14 protein-coding genes are annotated in these 19,389 nt (G+C 61.4%); 7 read left to right on the top strand and 7 right to left on the bottom strand.

The window, feature by feature from the left end:
- Nucleotides 1–79 precede the first annotated feature (79 nt).
- Nucleotides 80–517 carry a hypothetical protein gene (locus JQC81_RS17315; RefSeq protein WP_203273040.1) on the top strand — a complete coding sequence of 146 codons (438 nt, stop codon included), beginning with the start codon at nucleotides 80–82 and terminating at the stop codon, nucleotides 515–517.
- A gap of 423 nt (nucleotides 518–940) precedes the next feature.
- Here the strand turns inward: JQC81_RS17315 and JQC81_RS17310 are convergent, their stop codons facing one another.
- Nucleotides 941–2,380, bottom strand: a complete 1,440-nt coding sequence (locus JQC81_RS17310) for an IS1182 family transposase (protein ID WP_203273039.1) — start codon at nucleotides 2,378–2,380, stop codon at nucleotides 941–943.
- A 444-nt stretch (nucleotides 2,381–2,824) separates the two neighbouring features.
- Here JQC81_RS17310 and JQC81_RS17305 point away from each other — a divergent pair, with 444 nt between their 5' ends.
- The 3 genes from JQC81_RS17305 to JQC81_RS17295 are packed head-to-tail and all read left to right on the top strand — an operon-like array spanning nucleotide 2,825 to nucleotide 5,711.
- The gene (locus JQC81_RS17305) at nucleotides 2,825–3,712 is read left to right on the top strand and encodes an ABC transporter substrate-binding protein (protein WP_203273038.1); all 888 of its coding nucleotides are present in this window, start codon (nucleotides 2,825–2,827) and stop codon (nucleotides 3,710–3,712) included.
- A complete protein-coding gene (locus JQC81_RS17300; RefSeq protein ID WP_203273037.1) occupies nucleotides 3,709–4,671 on the top strand; it encodes an ABC transporter substrate-binding protein in 963 nt (320 codons plus the stop codon). The genes JQC81_RS17305 and JQC81_RS17300 overlap by 4 nt, the downstream gene beginning before the upstream one ends.
- Nucleotides 4,668–5,711 carry an ABC transporter substrate-binding protein gene (locus tag JQC81_RS17295; RefSeq protein ID WP_203273036.1) on the top strand — a complete coding sequence of 348 codons (1,044 nt, stop codon included), beginning with the start codon at nucleotides 4,668–4,670 and terminating at the stop codon, nucleotides 5,709–5,711. The genes JQC81_RS17300 and JQC81_RS17295 overlap by 4 nt, the downstream gene beginning before the upstream one ends.
- 26 nt (nucleotides 5,712–5,737) lie before the next feature.
- Here JQC81_RS17295 and JQC81_RS17290 read toward each other — a convergent pair whose 3' ends face one another.
- The 3 genes from JQC81_RS17290 to JQC81_RS17280 form a co-directional block, all read right to left on the bottom strand.
- Nucleotides 5,738–7,483 (bottom strand): cache domain-containing protein, encoded by a 1,746-nt coding sequence (locus JQC81_RS17290; protein WP_203273035.1) that lies wholly within the window; start codon nucleotides 7,481–7,483, stop codon nucleotides 5,738–5,740.
- Between the two features lie 52 nt (nucleotides 7,484–7,535).
- Nucleotides 7,536–8,510, bottom strand: a complete 975-nt coding sequence (locus JQC81_RS17285; protein ID WP_203273034.1) for an ABC transporter substrate-binding protein — start codon at nucleotides 8,508–8,510, stop codon at nucleotides 7,536–7,538.
- Between the two features lie 103 nt (nucleotides 8,511–8,613).
- On the bottom strand, nucleotides 8,614–9,591 hold the full coding sequence (locus JQC81_RS17280) for an ABC transporter substrate-binding protein (protein ID WP_203273033.1): 978 nt from the start codon (nucleotides 9,589–9,591) through the stop codon (nucleotides 8,614–8,616).
- Between the two features lie 459 nt (nucleotides 9,592–10,050).
- Here JQC81_RS17280 and JQC81_RS17275 point away from each other — a divergent pair, with 459 nt between their 5' ends.
- Nucleotides 10,051–11,640 carry an adenylate/guanylate cyclase domain-containing protein gene (locus JQC81_RS17275; RefSeq protein WP_203273032.1) on the top strand — a complete coding sequence of 530 codons (1,590 nt, stop codon included), beginning with the start codon at nucleotides 10,051–10,053 and terminating at the stop codon, nucleotides 11,638–11,640.
- A gap of 54 nt (nucleotides 11,641–11,694) precedes the next feature.
- On the opposite strand, the gene JQC81_RS33225 is transcribed toward JQC81_RS17275, so the two are convergent.
- Complete coding sequence (locus JQC81_RS33225; protein ID WP_376772416.1) at nucleotides 11,695–12,669, bottom strand: methyltransferase; 975 nt, start codon at nucleotides 12,667–12,669, stop codon at nucleotides 11,695–11,697.
- Nucleotides 12,670–12,987: 318 nt separating this feature from the next.
- A complete protein-coding gene (locus JQC81_RS17265) occupies nucleotides 12,988–13,428 on the bottom strand; it encodes a hypothetical protein (RefSeq protein ID WP_203273030.1) in 441 nt (146 codons plus the stop codon).
- 1,036 nt (nucleotides 13,429–14,464) lie between these two features.
- On the opposite strand from JQC81_RS17265, the gene JQC81_RS17260 reads away from it, so the two are divergent.
- On the top strand, nucleotides 14,465–15,409 hold the full coding sequence (locus tag JQC81_RS17260; RefSeq protein WP_203273029.1) for a hypothetical protein: 945 nt from the start codon (nucleotides 14,465–14,467) through the stop codon (nucleotides 15,407–15,409).
- A 222-nt stretch (nucleotides 15,410–15,631) separates the two neighbouring features.
- Here the strand turns inward: JQC81_RS17260 and JQC81_RS17255 are convergent, their stop codons facing one another.
- A complete protein-coding gene (locus tag JQC81_RS17255; protein WP_203273028.1) occupies nucleotides 15,632–16,855 on the bottom strand; it encodes a serine hydrolase domain-containing protein in 1,224 nt (407 codons plus the stop codon).
- A gap of 442 nt (nucleotides 16,856–17,297) precedes the next feature.
- On the opposite strand from JQC81_RS17255, the gene JQC81_RS17250 reads away from it, so the two are divergent.
- Nucleotides 17,298–19,274 carry a methyl-accepting chemotaxis protein gene (locus JQC81_RS17250; protein ID WP_203273027.1) on the top strand — a complete coding sequence of 659 codons (1,977 nt, stop codon included), beginning with the start codon at nucleotides 17,298–17,300 and terminating at the stop codon, nucleotides 19,272–19,274.
- Nucleotides 19,275–19,389 lie beyond the last annotated feature (115 nt).

The following is a 19,389-nucleotide window of genomic DNA, read 5'->3' as shown; positions in this document are numbered from 1 at the left end:
GAGTTTGGAGTCTCTGAGCGTGGTGTGATGAACTCCCTCGGAGCTTGGATCAGAGGGGCTGAATGCTCATATAAAGCCTATGCCGCACAAGGGATCTTCGCCCCGTACCCTCGACCTGTTCGAGTACACACTCACCGTACCGACGCCTTCGTCGGTACCTGCTGTTGCTCCGGCCAAGCCGCCGGCACTGGCCAGCTCGTCGGACGCTCAGCTGGCCCAGCAACTCGGCCAACTTTTGGAGGAAGTGCAGCGCCGGATGGAGAAGGGCAGGGGGAACCGGCCGGAGTTGGAGGCAGCAATAAGAAATGCCCGCGTATTCCTTGAGCGCCTTGGTCCGCACCCGTCAAAACAGCGGGGCAAGTCCTCACGATCCGGCACGACCTCAGCCGCATTACAGGAGGGGCAACGCAAGGCGGTGCGGGCTGCCCTTCTGGCGGGCGTGGCGCCAGCACAGGTCGCTAAGCACTTTGGCCTGCCCCTGGCCGCTGTCCGAAAGGTGCTTGAGGAGACTGCGTAGGCTTCCAAGTCGAGCAGGCACACTCCCGCCCTGGATCCCATCCGAACACCCGTTCCGCAGCCTCATTGAGAGCCTCTGACTTTTAATCAGAGGGTCCTGGGTTCGAGTCCCAGCGCGCTCACCACCTCAAACCCTTATACCGGTGAGGCTTTTTCACTTTTCTACGTCTGCAGCTCCCCGCTCTTATTTCCTCCGGGTAACGCCACGGGTAACAGCAGACAAACTTCATGCAATCGGCGGCAACCCGCCTCACATCGCGCTGAGCTAACAACCGTCCGCAACTGCGCGATCAGCTGATCTTCACACGGCCACGCTTAAAGGCGGTTCTTGACCGAGGCCGTGTGAAAACGCTGTTGCGGGCGTGCGGATGATGGGCGCTGTTTTGCGGGTGCCGCGATGGTACGCATGGGCGGGCGTGTGGCGTCAGGCTTCGAGAGCCTTCAGCAGGGGGCCGACACCCAGAATGCTGATCATCCGCTTCAGGTTGTAGGCCAGCACGTGCAGGCTCATCTCGGTTTTGACCTTCTCCAGGGTCTTCATCAGGAAATGCGTACTGCCCATCCAGGCCTTGATGGTCCCGAACGGATGCTCCACCGTCTGCCGTCGGATGCTCATGGCCTCGGGCATGCGCTCCAGTCGGGCCTGCATGCGGTCGAGCACGTCCTCGTGCTGCCAGCGCTTCACCCGTTTGTGCTTGTCCGGCGTGCACCGGGGCTTGAGGGCACAGGCTGAACAGGCGGTCAGATTGCGGTAATGATCGATATTGTCCCGGCGGTCTGAGCGCACCTTGCCCTTCGTCAGATGCTGACCCGCCGGGCAGGTGTAGCGGTCATGCTCGGCGTCATAGACGAAGTCCTGCCCGGTAAACAGACCGCGCTTGGTGTTGCCGGAGGTCAGCGTCTTGGGAACGCAGGGCAGCACGCCGGTTCCTTCGCAGGCCAGCACCTCGTCACCATTGAAATAGCCGCGATCGGCCAGCGCCGTGACTTCCTCGCACGCCATCACGTCTTGGGCTTGCCGTCCCATCGCGAGCAGTTGGGTGCGGTCGTTGCCGACATTGGTCACCTCGTGCGCCACGATGAGGTGGTGCTCGGCCTCCACCGCCATCTGCACATTGTAGCCGACAATGCCGGTGCCCTTGCCGCTGGTGGCCATTGAACGGGCATCCGGATCGGTGAGGGAGATCTGCTGGTCGGGCGCGGCCTCCACCTGCTGTCCCATCTCTCTGAGGGCCTGCATCTGCCGGCGCAGGCCTTCGATCTTCTCCTTCAGGCGGGCAGTCTTGGCCTCGGCCACATCGTTGTCCTGCCGGTCGGCGCGATCGAGCGCCGCCAGGTAGCGGGCAATGCTGGCCTCGACCTGCTCGATGCGCTTGGCCACCTTAGCCATGGTGAAGTTCTTGTCCCGATTGTTGACGGCCTTGAACTTGGAGCCGTCGATGGCCACCACCGCCCGGGTGAGCAGGTTGAGCTGGCGGCACAGCACGACAAACTGCGTACACGCCGCGCGGATGGCCGGGCCATTGTCGCGGCGGAAGTCGGCGATGGTTTTGAAGTTGGGCATCAGCCGGCCAGTCAACCAGATCAGCTCGAGGTTGCGCTGGGTCTCGCGTTCCAGCCTCCGGCTCGACTGAATGCGGTTGAGATAGCCGTAGATGTAGATCTTGAGCAGGGTGGCGGGATGATACGCTGGGCGGCCCGTCACCTCCGGCACGATGCCGGCAAAGCCCAGGGCCGCGAGGTCCAACTCGTCGATGAATGCCTCAACAATCCGAACGGGATTGTCTTCGGTCACATAGTCATCCAGGCAGTCAGGAAGCAGGGTTGCCTGCCGACGGTCCTCACCCTCAACGAAACGCTTCATCGCGACCTCCGCCGACCACGATCAGCTTAGCAGATCAATGCGTTTCCACACAGGCTGGACCCGTAGGCGACATTCCAGGGATTGGCGTGAGGGGGTGGGCACCCCGTGCATCGCTCCAGTTTGCCTTAGGAGGCCGCATTCGGGCTGGTGCCCCCTGATCGTCGCTCAATGTAGAAGCATTTCAGGCTGTCTTACAGCCGACAAGTAATCGAGGCGCTCCGCCGCTGAGCGGAAGGTACCAAGTCCTTTGTTAACCCTCATGAACACTGGTCCTGGCTGAGTGACGGGCGTAGCCTGAGGCTGTTCCCAGCCCTGGCAGGAAACTCGCAGGGAGATCATGTGATGCGGCGCAGGGATGTCCTCCGTGTGATTCCCGCAAGCGCTTTCGGGCTCCTTTGCCCTCGTGCCCGGGCGCAGACGAGCTCTCTGCCGAGGATAGGGGTCGTGGTCGTCGGGCGGCCCGATGGCAGGCCCGCACCCTTGGTCAAGACGATCGGACCCGCGCTGGCGTCGCTCGGTTGGATCGATGGTCACACGGCCTGCATTCTCGTGCGGGATGCGCAAGGCCGCCTCGACCAGCTCGCCCTTCTCATCGAAGAGTTGGCTCGGGTGCCTGTTGATGTCCTGGTCATGGGCGGGGCTACCGTTGCCCAGGAGGCTGTGCGTGTCACCCGGGACATTCCAATCATCGTGTCCGGAACGGGGATCGATCCCGTGCGGGCTGGTTGGGCGGAAAGCTATGCCCGCCCCGGCGGGAACTTCACGGGGCTGACCCTTGCCAATGACGAGGTGATCGACAAGCAGCTCGAGATCCTGAGAACGGCTGTGCCGAACATGAGCCACGTCGGCATCCTGGCGACCAGGGCCAACGCGGCGACGGAGCCCACGACCAGGCGGGCCGAGGCCGCGGCTGCGCGGATGGGACTGAAGGCGAGCCTGGGCTTCGTCCTGAACGAGGTGGACGTGGAGCCGGAAATCGGCAGGCTTCGCATCGTCGGTATCGAGGCGCTCGTTGTACTGGCCGATCCCGCTATGGACAACCTCCGCAACGCGATCGCGGAACGCGCGATCCTGTTGCGTCTGCCCACAATCGGGCAACTGCCGTTCTATGGAGAGGCCGGGTTCCTCCTGGTCTATGCGGCCGACCTGCCGGCGATCCACCGGCGCACGGCGATCTTCGTAGATCGCATTCTCAAGGGGGCGAAGGCCTCGGAGCTGCCCTTCGAGAGTCCAAGCCAGTTCACCCTGACCCTGAACCTGCGGACAGCTAAAAACTTGGGTTTTGACGTCCCCACATCCGTGCTCGCGCAGGCTGACGAGGTGATCGAATGATCCGTCTCGCCAATGCCTGTCTTGCCATCGTACTGTCCATGGGCGGTGCGCAGAGCCAGATGTCAGACAGGGCCTTTCGTCTGGGGGTGCTCGCACTCAACCCTCAATCAGTGGAGCGCGTCCAAGCCCTGACGGTTCCCGAACTCGCGAAGCGAGGCTTCGTTGAAGGACAAAATCTGATTGTTGAGTCTCGCGTCGGCGACGTTGGACAGCTTCCCGGCCTAGTTCAGGATCTCCTGGCTTTAAGTCCTGACGCCATCCTCGCCATCAACAGCACCGCCGTTGCCGCGGTGCAAGCAAGGACACGCACGCTTCCGATCATCATGTTCGGGGGTGACCCGGTTGCCCAAGGCTTCGCAACCAGCCTGGCCCATCCCGAGGGCAACATCACCGGGATCACCATCGCATCGAAGGAACTCGACACCAAACGTCTGGACCTCCTCCACGAGACGGTGCCGGATGCCCGGCGCATTGCCGTTCTCATTCACCCGACGAGCCCCGGACTGGAGGCCCGCAAGCAGGAGATGCGGGCGGCTGCGGCCATGGTCGGGGTCGAGTTGTCGTTCGTGGAAGGGCCCGAGCCACAGGGATATGCGCCGGCGGTGGCGGCCGCCCGCGCGAACGGTGCACAGGCCCTCGCGATCAATGCGGACTCGCGGTTCAATCGCGACGCCGCACTGCTCACGCGGATTGCCCTCGAGAATGGATTGCCGACGGTGTGTGAGTGGGGCGAGATGGCAAATGAGGGCTGCCTGATCGGGTATGGACCCATCCTCGCGGACCTGTACCGCCGCACGGCCTACTACGTTGAGCGCGTCTTTCAGGGGGCCTCGCCCGGTGAGACGCCAATCGAAGGCCCCTCCCATCTGCGGCTTGTCATGAACGCCAGGACGGCGCGTGCGCTGGGCATCAGAGTCCCCGAGATGCTGCTTCTCCAGGCCGATGAGGTGATCGAATGAGAACGGAGCTGCCTGCCGAGACATCGAGGGTGAGGGTATCATCCACCGCTTTCTCCACCGGATGCCAGGCAACCCGGCGGGAGGTTCTCGCCTTGATTGCCGCTGCCGTGACGGTTTCACGAGCAGCCGCCCAGGTCCAGACGAACAGGAGACCGCTCCGGATTGGATACCTGACGCCCGGCCCACATCAGCGTGTTGTCGATGCCTTTCGGAGAGGCCTTGCCGATCTGGGCTACGTCGAGGGTCGGAACCTGATCCTGGACTACCGCTCTGCCGATGGCCGCCCCGACCGCCTTGCACCTCTTGCGGCCGAATTGGCGCAGCTTTCCCCTGATGCAGTTGTGACCCTAGGGTCGGCGGCAGCCCGTGCGGCCAAGCAGGAGACAGCCACGATCCCGGTCGTGTTCGCGCCGGCCGGGGAGGCCGTGCAGAGCGGTCTGGTGCAAAGCCTCGCCCGTCCTGGCGGCAACGTCACCGGGCTGAGCGTCAACGCCTGGATGCTGAACCAGAAGCGGCTCGAAATCCTTAAGGAGACCCTCCCGTCGACGAGGCGCGTCGTCATTCTCGGCAACGGGCGCAACACGGGCCCGGCGCAATGGGATCGGCTCAAGCCTTCGGGCGAAGCGTTGGGCATCGATCTGCTCCCGGTGATGATCGCGGGCATCGATGACCTGCCGCGCGATTTTGAGTCCATCGCGCGATATGGTGCGGACGCCCTGATGATCCTGCCCGATGCTGCCTTTGACACAGCGCGGGAGGAGGTGACCGCACTGGCTGCCCAGCACCGACTTCTTGCGATGTACGAGCATCGAGCCTTCGTGGAGGCGGGCGGGCTGATGTCCTATGGCGCCAACATCGACCGGATCAGCTACCAAGCCGCCATCTTCATCGACAAGATCGTGAAAGGCGCGAAGCCGGCCGAGCTGCCCGTCGAACAGCCTGACGAGTTCGAGCTGCTCATCAACCTCAAGACGGCCCGGGCTCTCGGCATCACAATATCGGAAACGGTTCTAACCCGGGCGGACGAACTGATCGAATGAGGTTTCGCCGGGGCGGATTGCAGGGACTAGGCGGTGTGGGGCCGCCCCTCGAAGGAGACGCAGAACACGGGCAGCTCCTCGTCGAAGCCCTTGATCGGTCGTGATCCGAGCGGGATCAGGGCGCGCTTGCCGTCAATCGCCTGGGCAACCTTCTCGTCCATCAGGATTTCCCGGTCGGCTGCCGAGGCGCACAGCCGGGCGGCGAGGTTCACGACGCTGCCGATGGCCGTGTAGTCAAACCGGCTCTCGTAGCCGATCCTCCCGACCGTGGCCGGGCCCATGGCCAGTCCCACCCCAAACCCGATCCGATGGCCACGCGCTTGCCAGCCGACGAGCAGCTCCTGAACGGTGTCCTGCATCTCTGTGGTGAGGTCCACGGCCGTCAGGGCAGGCTCCGCGACAGGGACGGGAGCGTTGACAAGCACCATCAGGCCGTCCCCTGAGAAGCTGGTGAGGGTGGCTCCATACTTGGTGATGATCCGGCCCAGCGCCTCGTAGTACTCGGAGAGCACGCTCATCACCTCCTCAGGCGCAGCTCTGGCCGAGAAAGACGTGAAGCCCCGTAAGTCGCAGAACACAGCTACCACCTCGGATCGCCGGCCCTCGAGCACGCCGTCGTCGCCCTTGCGGTCGACGAGCTCGGCAACCTGCGGAGCCAGAAATCTCTTGAGCTTGGCGATGCGCTCTTGGCGCTCCTGTGAGATAGCCAACTCTGCAGCCATGGCGTTGAAGCTGTCGGCCAGCCGCTGGAGCTCGTCACCTGTCCTGATTTCGATGCGGTGGTCGAACTGACCGGCGCCGATGCGCTCGGTGCCCTCCTCAAGCAGCCGGATCGGCTGTGTCATCCGACGAGCCAGCGCGAAGGCGAGCAGACCCGCGATGACGGCGCCTACAAGAAGAAGGGCACTGGTGCGCCGCAGGGCGGCGTAGATCGGCCCGAAGGCCTCCGAGAGCGGCTGCTCGACCACCACTGTCCAATCCGGCCCGGGGATCAGGGCTGCGGCCACGGCAATGGGGCTGCCCTCAGCGTCGCGGCTCGTTGCAAAACCTGGACTGGCGGACCCAACTGCTTGTCGGGCTGCTTGGAAGGGAGCCAGCGTAGCCTCGTCCGCACCACGCAGGACGAGGCTGATGTCTGGATGAGCGATGAGCCGGCCCGGCTTATCCAGCACAAAGGCATAGCCCGTCTGCCCGACCTTGATGGCCGAGATCACGTCCCAGATCAGCTTCAGGTTGACCTCGGCCACGACGATGCCTACGGACGGGCGATTGCCGGAGATCGCCACCGTCAGGTAGGGCTCGGAGCCGCGGTAGTAGCTGACCTCGCCGTACCAGATCCGTGCCGAGCGGGCGCCGAGCACGGCCGGATCGGCGGAACGGTCAGTCCGGCTCTCGGTCCGGTTGAGGCCGATCCGGGACACGTAAAGGCGCTCCCGCCCTGACCCATCGATGAGGGTGAGGCTGACGATGGCCGGCACCTGGCGCAGCAGACGTAGGGCATCGATGCGCCGGCGCTCGTCCGGCTCCTCGGTCCAGGGAAGCTGCACGAGCCAGCCGAGCTGACCGGTTATGCCGTCGAGAAACCCCTGGATTCTCGATGCTGCTGATCTGGCTTCGACGCCGAGCAGTTGGTCCAGTCTTGCCCGCTGATCGCGATAGCTGAACCAGCCTTCGCTGATGCCATTCGCGGCAAGCGGGATGACCACCGCCAGAAACAGCACAAGGAAGTATTTCCGGAAGAGTCCACGGAGGCGAGGTTCCCGCCCGATCATGGCCGCGGGCCTCGGCCAACCCCGCACTGAAGTGAGCGGGAGCCGGACCATGTCATTCGATCACCTCATCAGCTTGTGACAGGATCGAAGGCGGCACAGTAAGCCCGAGCGCCTTGGCCGTCTTAAGGTTGACGATGAGAATGTATCCTGTCGGCTGCTCAACAGGCATCTCGGCAGGAGAGGCACCTCGCAGGATGTCGTCAACGTAGTGCGCGTGGCGGCGGGCTATTGCGACAAGATCCGACGTGTAGGAGATCAACCCTCCAGCCCGTACCGACTCGGTGTTCGAGTAGAGCGCCGGAAGTGCCGCTTGGGCGAGGAGATCAGGCATTCGGTTCGGAGGCGTATTCAGAATTGCGTCGCCCAGAACCAACATCCCGTCTGCACCAAGGGTCTTTGCTTTGTCGACGGCAGAAGGAACTTCGTCGCGGGTGCGAACCTCAATCACCTCAATCTGCACCCCAAGTTGGGCGGCCATAGGCACTTCGCGGCTCAGGGCCAGACGGTAGTCATCGTTGGCAGGGGTCGCCAGCACGGCCACCCTTTGAGCTTGGGGCAGCAGTTCCCGCAAGACCTCGAGTTGCTTTACGAAGAATGCGCCGGGTGTGATCGCGGCCACTCCGGTGACATTGTGCCCTGGGCGGGCAAGGCTTTGCACCAGACCGATCTCGACAGGATGCGCAACGAAGGAGAAGGCAATGGGGATGTCCGATGTGGCCTCCTTGAGGGCACGGGCGATCGGCGCACCTGGGCCAACGATCAGATCAGGTCGCAACCGAACGATCTCGGCTGCAATCTCGGACGCACGCTCATAGCGGCCCTCCAAGGCTCTCCGCTCAACCGTGAGGTTGCTGCCCTCGATCCAGCCGAGCCTGCGTAGTTCGTCTTCAAACGCCGTGTAGCCGGCTCCAGTGCAGCGGACGGGGCACAGCATCGCGATCCGGGCGGTTTTCGTCGACGTCTGGGCTGCAGCGGCGCAGGTGAGCAAGAGGCAAATAGCCGTAGCATAGGTGGGGGAGCGGCTCATGGCACGCCTCCTTTGAAGAGCGAATTTTACACTTGATTTGCTTGGGTGACGAGGCTGGTTACATGAGAGCGTCTTTTGCAGATTGCGCCGCAGTTTCCCGGTTCTACTCGATGACCTCATCGGCCTGCGCGAGGAGCGTGGTTGGTACGTCGATGCCCAAGGTCTTGGCCGTCCTCAGGTTGACGGCGAGTTCGAAGGTGGTGGGGTCCTCAATGGGCATTTCACTCGCTGGCGCGCCACGAAGGAGACGAGCGACAAAGTCGGCGACACGCTTCTGGAGAGCGGCGCGATCCACGCCATAGCCAATCAGGCAGCCACTCCTCGCCATGTCACGCCACTCGCAGATCGTCGGCACCCCGGCCTTCAGCGCCAATTCCGCCAGACGAGGAGCGTCGTTCGCGAAGATCGGCCCTCCTGCGATCTGCAAAGCGTCTGCACCGGATGAGTGGATCGCGTTGAAGGTTGCCTCGTACTCCTCCGGCCCTGACGTGTAGAAGCTCTGAATAGCGATCCCAGCCTTGTGCGCTATTGCCTGAGCCGACCGATCCGTGGGGGTGTTCCGGGAGCGGCTATGGAACAGCACCGCAATCCGCCGCCTCGTAGGGAAGGTGTCGAGCAGGAGGTGCAGGCGTTTGCCTTCCAGTTCCGGGTTAAGGAGGACCACACCAGTGACGTTGCCGCCGGGACGGGTGTAACTTTGCGCCCATCCTGCGGCGACCGGGTCCTCACCTGCATAGGCCATCACGATGGGAATGGTGCTGGTCGCCGCCCGAGCGGCTCTGATCGCGGTTGGAGCAACGGCAACGATAACATCGGGCTTCGTTGCCACGAGGTCGACCGCCAGAGCAGGCAGGCGTTCATAGGCATCATCCGCGGAGAAGATCTGAACGCTGAGATTACGTCCTTCCACGAACCCGAGCTTCGCCAGTTCCGGGAGGTTCAACTGACGGAAGACGCGTGCGCCGAACTGGTTAGGGGTCAGCAGGCCAACCTGCCGGACCTTCTCCGGCGTCTGCGCGAGCAGAGGGTTGGGGAGCAGCGGCACGGCAAGCGCACTGAGCAGGAGGTCTCGTCTCTTCATCGGATCACCCTCACCCTGGATTACCAGCGCCGATCATACTCGCTGCTATGGAACCTGACGAGGCCGTCCACACAGGCCTTCGGCGAAGCTAGAGCTGTCAAACACGAAGGTCCGGTAGTGGCACGAGGTAGACGATAGCCGAACTTCCGTAGTCACAGGGTAAGCAGAACTTCATAAGGCTACCCCCAACGGCTTAGATTGACCCGAAACGGACGTCCCGGGTTTTAACATTGAGTTCTGGCGAAGCGCGGCTTGACCTCAAATCGTGCGCGGCCTTGTAAGCGGGCAATTCACCGCTGCGAGACCTGCTCAGCGGGATTGCTGCCGTGACCGCAGGCTTGATTCAGCGCATTGCGTAATACAGGTGCGCTCCGGCACCTGGGTTGAGAGCAGCTACCTTCTATGACACACTTGGCTGTGACAAAGCTTGTTGATAGCAAGCTAGGAGCGGCCCGGGCAATGACCAATGCAGGTGATCGGGTTGTGCGGCAGCAGCGGACCATGGGCCCGCTCCTTCTTGCTGCGGTGATACTCGGGCTCCTCGGACTGCCTGTGGCTGTATGGCTTGATCTGCGGCTACTCTCAGAGAACATGCTTCGAACCCAAGCGGGGGAGATCAGCCGGATCATCGACGACATGCGCGCCTTCTACGGCAGTGACGTGGTCGCACGGGTGCTCCAGGCCGATGGCCCGGTCACAGCGGCCCACAACTATCGTGATCTTGCAGGTGCAATCCCAATCCCGGCGACCCTGTCGATCGAGCTTGGCATGCGCATCAGTGCACATGATGGCTCCGTCAAGTACCGCTTCGTCTCGGATCACCCGTTCAGGGGTCGGGAGCCGCATACCCTTGACCCCTTTGAGCAGAGGGCGATCGCGGCGCTTCGGGCTAATCCGAAGGAACCTGTTCTTGATGTTTCAGGATCATTTCTCGACCGCTCTGTTCGCGTAGCCAGTCCCGTTCTCATGGGGCAGGTATGCGTCAGTTGCCACAACACACATCCTGACAGTCCCAAGCGTGACTGGAGGGTAGGGGATGTGCGCGGCATCCAGGAGATCTCGGTAGCCCAACCAATTGCGGCCAATATCTTTTCGTTCAAATTCCTACTGTCGTACTTTGCTCTGGCAAGCCTAGCGGGATTTACCATTATCCTCTTGCAGCGCCGGCAAGCGGCCCTGATCCAGGGCATGAACCGGGAGCTGACGGAAGCCAATGACTTCTTGGCGACAATCTCAATGAAGATCGCCAAGTACCTCTCGCCCCAAATCTACAAAAGCATCTTCAGTGGCCAGAAGGATGCGGCGATAGCAACCGAGCGCAAGAAGCTCACGATCTTCTTTTCCGACATCAAGGATTTTACCGCCATTTCCGAACGGCTGCAGCCGGAGGATCTGACAGCGCTCCTGAACCAGTACTTCACAGAGATGTCGGCCATTGCCCTGCAGCATGGAGCAACAGTCGACAAGTTCATCGGGGACGCAATTCTTGCTTTCTTTGGCGACCCTGAGACAAAAGGCGTCGAGGAGGATGCTCGGGCCTGCCTGCGGATGGCTGTCGATATGCAGCGCCGGCTGGAGCAATTGAATACGTACTGGCATCAGAAGGGGATTGAGCAGCCGTTCCGGGCTCGGATGGGAATCAACACAGGCTATTGCAATGTAGGCAATTTCGGCAGCGACGATCGCATGGACTACACAATCATCGGTGCCGAGGCGAACTTGGCGGCTCGGCTGCAATCAATCGCGGAGCCAGGCGGAATCTGCTTAAGCTATGAGACTTATGCTGTCGTTCGCGACCTGGTGCGCGCCCGTCCCTTGCCCCCAATAGCGATGAAGGGCATCAGCCGTGAGGTCGTGCCTTATGCTGTAGAGGGCCTCCTCGGCGAATTGGCTCAACGCCCGCAGGTGATCAGCGAACATGCCACTGGGCTGGACCTGTTCCTCGACCTTGAGGCCCTTGATGAGAAATCCGCAGAGCGCGCCCAACAGCGTTTGGCAGAGGCCCTTCTGGCTCTGACTACCCGAGTACGGCAAAAGCCTGCCCAATAGCTCACTGCGACGGAGCTCTAGCGGCGCACCTTTACCGCTTGCAGTCTAACGGCTCTATATCGGAACGGCTTCTACTATGCTCACAGCCGATGTCGTAGGAATCACCCGTGTGAGCCGGAAGCCCCCCTTGCTCAGTAGGGCCGCATACTCACTTTCGGTGCGCTCCTGGCCTCCGGGCAGCACCAGCATCACCATGTCCAGCATCTTGCCCGGATGCGGTATGTCGCCTGCGGGCAGCACCATCTCGACAAGCAAGAGGCGTCCGTCGGGCGCCATAGCTTTATGGCAATTGTTCAGGATCGTCACACATTGGTCCTCACTCCAGTCATGGATGATGTGGGACAACAGGTAGACATCTCCTCCTTCAGGGACGCCCTTGAAGAAGTCACCCGATTGAACGGATACGCGCTCTGCGACGCCGCGTTCTCTCAGAAGGTCAGGCGCATCACGCACGACATGTGGCAGGTCAAACAAGATGCCGCTGGGCCCGCTATGTCGGGCCAGGACAGCAGCCAACAGGTTGCCCGTGGCACCACCCACATCAACGATGGTCTTGAAGCCGGAGAAATCGTAAGCGTCAGCCACAGCTGGTGGTTCCAGACTGTGGAAGCCGACCATGGTTTCGCTGAACAAGGACGCTTCCTCGGGATGCTGCGCGAGGTAGTCGAAGATCGGCATCCCCCAAGCCTTCTCAAAGCCAGTTCGGCCTGTCTCCAGGGCGTACTCAAGGTTGTCGAAAGCGGCTGCGCACCAGGGGCTGCCTAGAGCCAAGAGACTGGACTTCGCAGACCCGGGAGCCCCTGTCTTGAGCGCTGCTCCCAAAGGAGTGAGAGCAAAGCGCTGCGCTCCGTCCTCCGTCAGAATACCCAAGCCGGCCAGGGTTCGCATGAAGCGGTGCAGAGAGGGCACATGCGCTCCCACAAGCTGCGCTAGCTCCGCAGCTGCCATAGGTTTGCTGTCGAGATGGTCCGCCAGCCCCAGCTTGGCTGCCGCATAGACTACTCTGGATATCCAATAAGCCGTACCCATCTCAATCAGTTGTACGTGAGGTGGAAGAGCCTGCGACACGATTCCCGACATCTCAGTCGGATCAACGTCTTGAACTGGGAGTATCGATGCATCAGCGGCACCCCCGGATGCAATTATGATGCTTCGGCGATCCGTTTCATTCTGCCGCAAGCTCTCGTGCGTTGATGTGTGCATAGCCCAACCTCCTCCGCTGTCCAAATTGACAGCACACAGGCCATAAATCCTTGGAATGTGCCCCGGCGTTAGATCGTTTTCCTCAATTCGAGCTCGTGCAGGTCAGCATCAGCTCGACTTTTCTTTGTCGTGCACCTGATTAGCCTAGCGTGCCTTTGCGGCCTTCTGCTCGGGCTTGATTTGCTTGAGCACTGAAGGGGGAAGGAAGTAGACGTGCATGTCGTAGTGCGGGACCTCGTAGCCCTCATGGCCTTTGGGTTCGAAGCCCATGTTGATGTGATCGATGGGCGGCAAGCTCTTGAGGCCGGTGAGTTCCGGCCAGGACTTGCCCGCTTGGAAGTCCGCTTGCGAGATCATGTATTCGATGCAGATCACCTTGCCCTTGTGGACGCAGTAGATCGGGCCGAGCGGCAGGTCCTTGGGATTGGCCCAATGCTCGCCCATGCCGGGCACAATGCCGGAAATCTTCACTGTGCCCTTCGGCAGAATGCTGGCGCTTGGAAGTTTCGAGTATTCGTCAGCCTGAGCGCTGGCAAGAGAGGCAGCCACTAGCGTGGAGGCTGCAAGCAGTACACGGATGATCATCATTGGTCTCCTGAACTGAGAGTCGGTTGCTGGGGAACTCTGATCTGTCATGCCTGATCGGGCGATGTGAGGTCAGGCAGAAGCGGACACAGCGGGAGGCGATTTACAGCCAACAGCTCAATGCCGACGAACCCTGCGTCACGAGAGAGCCGGCAGCTACCGCGCAAGAACAGCAACACCAGCTCTGGTCACCTGACAGGTGACGTTTGCTTGCTTCACTTCATAGCCATTCGGCAGACGGTAAATGACACGAGCTGTGAGTGGCGCAAAGGTGGCAGAGGACTGGCGCGATGAGCGGCCGGCACTTGCAGCTTCAACTTGAACCGCGCCATGGGCAACGACCGTGCGGGTAAGGGCGTCACGGCACAAGCGCACGGTACGCTGATCCACTCCAGGTCGTCTCCGCAAGGGCCTCCCCAGCCCCTTGAGAGTATCAGGGGATCCATTCACCCAGCCAAAATCCCTCACCTGGATAGCTGTATGAGGCACTGCACGGCTCCCGGATGGCATGAGGCTGGAGAACCCGTCCACCGAGCCGGTTGTGGCCCATGCTGTCTGGCCAGGGGACCCGGCGCCTGGTGCCGGAGAAAAGGCCGTTGCTCCGGGTCGGCCTGCGGGGCCGACACCACTGGCGGAGAGGGCAGCGCCTCCAGCAGCGCCAACAGCAAGACCTGCGACACTGCCAATGAGGCCCAGCACCCCGAATGCCATGGCTGGGGCAGAGACTAATATCAGGGGCACTGCTGTTCCGATCAGAAGCTTGACTCTCATGACGGCCTCCCGGGTGTTTGCTGCATTGCGCTCAGCCGTCTGCAGGATCGTCCCACCGGGATCTGCCTGATCCCGGCAGAAGCGACTGGAAAGGGTCAGATCATGCAACAAGCTTCGCATTATGGTTGCGAGCTTCGTCTAGGACCTCAATGCCTTACACGTGGAAGGAGATGGATTTCAGTGGAATTGCCTGGAATTTCCATAGCCACAGGCATGAGCACCTGGCCAAGATGCTGCCGAGAGGCTGCTTGCACGAGGTGATTGGATGGCGCGTGATATCGACCGGAAACTGCGGGCAACAGCTGCCGTGCTCGGGTTGATCACCCGCAAAGATCTGGCGGCTGCCTTCAGGCGGGTAAATGCTGCCACGACATTCGATCTCGAACGAGCCCATAAATGGCTGCAGGGTCGCTCCAGCCCGCGTGATGCTCGGCTCTACCAGGATTGGACCCGCGTCCTGGACATCGATCAGAGTGCCGAGTGGATTGCTAACTGCGAGTTTGACGCCTTCCTGGAGGTGGTTGCTCGACGCTACAACGTCGACCGGGATGCGCTCTCCCGCCAGGGGACGCCAACGCATTCTGGGCGCTCCGGGGGTGCGAACGATGCCTACTCTAACTTGGCAGGCACCTACGTCTGTTACTCAAATTCCTGGTCACCATACTTTCGCGGTCACATGATCCGCGGCGCATTGACGGTTGCTGATGCCGCAACTCCGCAGGTCGTCTATTCGGAGGTGCTGCCAACAGGCCAACTTCAGGTGAGTGGGACCCTGAGTTTGGGCAACCGTGCCATGCACATGACCTTGAGGGAGGCCTCAGGCGATGCGCAGTTCCTGTTTTGCCTGTTTCCGCCTACAGCCCCGGTCAGAGTGCTCGGCGGTCTCATGTGCGGGGCGACGCTCATCGGGCCAGACTCGAGCCCCTCTGTGACTCGGATCATCATGATCCGTCTTCCTGCCACAAGCGACCACCTGCATTCTGCCAATGCCTACCTCCCGAAAGCAGGCTCCTTCGCGCAGGATCTCGCCTCTCTCGGGTTGCCCGTTTCGTCAGCGCAGCTGGTGGATGAGCGCCTGTCAGAGTTCTTGTGCTCGGGTGACGGTAAAGGCCTCGACCAGCCCAGCACGGCCACATACCGGGCGATTGTTGAGCTATTTGACCGTGAATGGTTGTATCGCCTCAATGAAGACTCACCTCCCATGAAGTGAGCCGGTTACAAGAGCGTGCATCAGGACCTTGGGAGCGAGCTCAAGGTCTCCCGCAACCGACCTTCCTCGAAATTCGCCGGCGTGAGCGCAGGAAATGTCTGAATCAGGTGAAGAGCGGATCCTACACGCCTGTACTGAAGGACCACTCTCGGTACACCTGCGACGTAAGCTCGAGGGCATCAATCCTCACGTAACCAGAAGCTCCGCAGGAGTAGGGAAAGATTATGGTGAAGCGGGCGGCTTGACTGCCTCGTAGATTGCAATCACCGCGTCGTGGAGCCGGTCCATTCCGTTGGCAGGTTGCGAGTTGGTCTGCACCGTGATCAGGATATCGTCCTGCGCAAACCACACGTAGAGAGTGCGATAGCCAAGCGTCTCGCCTTCGTAGAACCAGTGCGCTCCCATCGGTCCGAGAATCGCCTGGACCAAGCCGAGGGAGAAGCCGCGAGGGTCCTCGGTCGCTAACCCGGTGAGGGGTTGTCCGGTCCGGGTCGAGATCATACGTAGCCACTCACCCTGTTGCTTCGCTGGCACCACCCGACCCGCAAACACTGCCCGCATCCAGCGGTTGACGTCCCGTGGGTTCGCAACTGCGCCGCCAGCGGCCTGGGCCCAGGATGTGCTCATGGCACGTACATCGCGGCCCACCAACGGCAGGTTCCAGGACGCTGCACAGTCCTTCGGCTGATAGTCGGTGCAGGCCGGGTTCTCGAAATGGCCATGCGCCAGCCGCCGGATCACAGGCGCAGGATAGGTGCCACTCTCATAGAAGGTCGAGTAGAGCCCGACCGGCCCGATCACAAGCTCATGAACCAGATCCCGGAATGTCTTTCCGCTTGCCTTTTCGGCGATCATGCTCGCCAGGATGTAGTTGGTGTTGGAGTAGTGATAGCCAGTCGTCACGGGGAGCTTGTTGCTGCTGGTGGGATACGCCAGCCTCACGAGTTCCTCCGCGCTAAGGTCGCGTTGGGTCTCCTCCACCCACAGGCGCGACATCGCCTCGGTCTCGGAATAGTTCGGGATCCCGCTCGTCATGTTGAGCAGGCGCCGGATGCTGACATCCTGCCAGGCGGGATATTCCGACAACCACCTGCCGATTGTGTCATCGAGCGACAGCGTGCCGGCCGCCTCAAGCTTGAGGATCACGGCAGCCGTGAACGACTTTGATGTGCTGCCCATCTGGAACAGGGTGTCCTGGCTCACCGGCCCGTCGGAGGGTGACCGGCCTATGGTGCCAGCGAACGCCTCGATGGCCGGTCCAGGATCCCCAAGGCTGATATAGGCGGCAATGCCGGTAACCTTCTCCAGTGAGGCTCTCTCGGCCAGCCAACTGTCGAGTGCCGCTTGCACCTTCTCGGGCCTGCTCGGCTCGGCACCTGCATCGAAGGCAATTATCAACCCGATGATGCCGATGCACGCGGACTGAAGGACTGTTGCCCTGGCCATGGTCGCCTCCCTGATCCCTCAGGGTCGGCTGCCATTACAGCAGATCTATGGCCAAGCCAGCAGCGCACGCCCGGCACATAGCTATGTCCCGAAACAATAAGATGCGACCGTATCCGGCCCGTTGATCTTTGAGCCGGTGCTTTACCATGTACGGGCTCTCGTCAAAGTCACGCTGACAGGCTGGCCTTCAGGACAACATTGGCGACCGACCGCACTTGGAACGTTCCGGACGGGAGGCGAACTTCCGCTTTGGACAGGAGCATCGGACGTTCCTGTCAGTGAACAAATTTCACTACCTGACCCGGTGCAGACGTTGTGAGCCTCTGAAAGAGCAGAAAAAATGCGTTTAGACGGCTATGGTTAACTTATGCTCAAGCTTTGGTGCTGTTTGTGCAGTGCAGCACTCCACCAGAGGGTGCGCTTTTCTCGGCTTGGGGCACTTATGGCACTTCTCCTCTCGCGCATCTCGTTGCGGCACCAGATCCTCAGCATCGGCCTACTCGGAGCGCTCGGCATTGCAGCGCTGGCATCCGTCTACATGGTCGGCAGCAACCAGGTTCAGGAACAAAGGGCTGCTGCCGATGCTGCAACGCAGCTGGAGCACTTCGTCGACAAAGCCGATATCGGCTTGCTGGAGGCCCGCCGCGCCGAGAAGGACTTCTTCCTGCGCAGCGACGAGACCTATGCCAGCCGCCATGCCAGTCAGATTAACGCTGTCAAAGAACAGCTTACCAAGGCGGAAAATCAGATTTCTGTCGCCGATGCTTCTGAGCTCTTAGCGGATGTGGCCAAGATCAGCGAAGGCTTGGCCAAGTACGTCCAGCACTTCAACACCGCAGTCGAACTGCAGCGCAAGCTCGGATTTGACGAGAAGTCCAGCTTGCAGGGTACTCTGCGCACCTCCGTTCATGCAGTGGAGACCAAGCTCGCTTCCTATGAGGACCAGAGCCTCACAATCTTGATGCTGATGATGCGCCGACATGAGAAGGACTTCATGCTGCGCGGTGATCCCAAGTACGGCCAGGACATCAAGAAGCGTGCTACTGAGTTTGCCCAGGCTCTCGCCATCTCCGAGCTTCCGCCCAAGGCCAAAGCGGAAGTGGCTGAGGCCATGGCCGCCTACCAGCGGGATGTTTCGGCTTACATTGACACCAAGCTGCAGCTTGCTGCTGAGAGCAAGGCCGTCTCAGAGGCCTATGCTGCGATCGAGCCTGCGGTTGACCATGCGCTGGAGGTTGTCGATGTACAGTTTGAGGCGGCGCAAAAAGCGGCCGAGGACGCTCAGGTCTGGACCTCGCAGGTGATGTGGTCCTCCATCGGCGTGATCCTGCTGCTCGTACTGGCGGCGGCTGTTGCGATCGGCCGCGGCATCTCCAAGCCTCTCCTTGCCATGACTACAGCCATGCAGCAGGTGGCCAAAGGCGACTATAGTGCAGCGGTGCCTGGCCTTGGCCGCCGAGACGAGATCGGCGCGATGGCTGAGGCGGTTCAGGTGTTCAAGACCAATGGCGAGGAGATGGAGCACCTGCGCATGGAGCAGGAGCGCGCCCGGGAGCAGAGCGAAGCCGAGAAGCGTCGCATGATGGCCGAGCTTGCCCAGAGCTTCGAGGCTAAGGTGGGTTCGCTGGTCCAGCGTCTCTCGGGTGCAGCTAATGGGCTGGAGGAAACAGCCCAGTCCATGACAGCTGTGGCGGACAGAACTACTCAGCAGTCGGTGGGCGTTGCCTCAACCGCTCAGCAGACCTCGGCCAACGTACAGACCGTCGCGGCGGCCACTGAGGAGCTATCTATTTCGATTAGGGAAATCGCCTCCCAGGTGACGCAGTCCTCCCAGATTGCCGAGCGGGCGGTGGGTGATGCCCAGCGTACGAACCAGACCGTGCAGACATTGGCCGCTTCAGCGGAGAAGATCGGGCATGTGGTGCAGCTCATCAGCACCATTGCGAGCCAAACCAACCTGCTGGCGCTCAATGCCACCATCGAGGCGGCCCGTGCCGGGGAGGCGGGCAAGGGCTTTGCGGTGGTGGCCTCCGAGGTGAAGGAACTGGCGAGCCAGACCTCGAAAGCCACGGACGAGATCTCAGCCCAGATTGCCAGCGTGCAGCACGCCACAACTGAGGCCGTACAGGCCATTCAGGCGATTGCCGGCACGATTGGCGAGATGAGCCAAATCTCCACCTCGATCGCCGCTGCTATGGAGGAGCAAGGTGCTGCCACTTCCGAGATCGCGCGCAACGTGCAGGAAGCCGCACGCGGCACCGAGTTTGTCACCGGCAGCATCGGCGAGGTACGTCGCGGAGCAGGGGAGACGGGAACGGCTGCGGCCCAGGTGCTCTCGTCGGCTCAGGATTTGGCGCGCCATTCTGCCAGTCTCGGGCAGGAGGTGGAGAACTTCCTGTCAGGCGTGAAAGCTGCGTAGGAGAAAGGAACATGCCTCCACGTTCTCTATATTGTGGGACTTCGCATTTCTCCTCCAAGCGGACCTTCCGAGTTCAGTCACATAGCTGAAACCTCTACGGTCTTTGAGCAAAGCC

The organism is Microvirga arabica (assembly GCF_016811235.1).
Taxonomy (GTDB): domain Bacteria; phylum Pseudomonadota; class Alphaproteobacteria; order Rhizobiales; family Beijerinckiaceae; genus Microvirga; species Microvirga arabica.
This window is presented reverse-complemented; position numbering and strand designations above follow the sequence as displayed.